1 pseudogene is annotated in these 275 nt (G+C 73.1%); it reads left to right on the plus strand.

What is annotated here, in order from left to right:
• Positions 1-275: pseudogene (locus tag SB725_RS31110) on the plus strand (peptidase S8 and S53 subtilisin kexin sedolisin); the annotation flags it as partial.

Here is a 275-nt window from a genome sequence, read left to right on the forward strand (position 1 = left end):
GGCGGCGCGGTCTACCCGGCGAGCTACCCAGGCGTGATCCGCATGACCGGCGATGCCCGCTGTGCAGCGGGGCAGTGGTCGTGGCTCGGCAGCACCCAGGCCGACTTCGGTGGCGCTGTGGGCGCAGGCGGCCTGGCCGGTGCAAGCCTGGGCTGTGCGGCCTTGACCGGTCGGGTGGCGGCGTTGCTGCGGGAACGGCCGGGCGTGCAACGCCAGCAGGTGTTCGACTGGTTGCGCGCCCATGCCGCGTTCAATGGCCCTGAGCGGCGAGTTGC

This window comes from Pseudomonas sp. SIMBA_041 (genome assembly GCF_046535095.1).
In the GTDB taxonomy this organism is placed as follows: Bacteria; Pseudomonadota; Gammaproteobacteria; order Pseudomonadales; family Pseudomonadaceae; genus Aquipseudomonas; species Aquipseudomonas mucoides.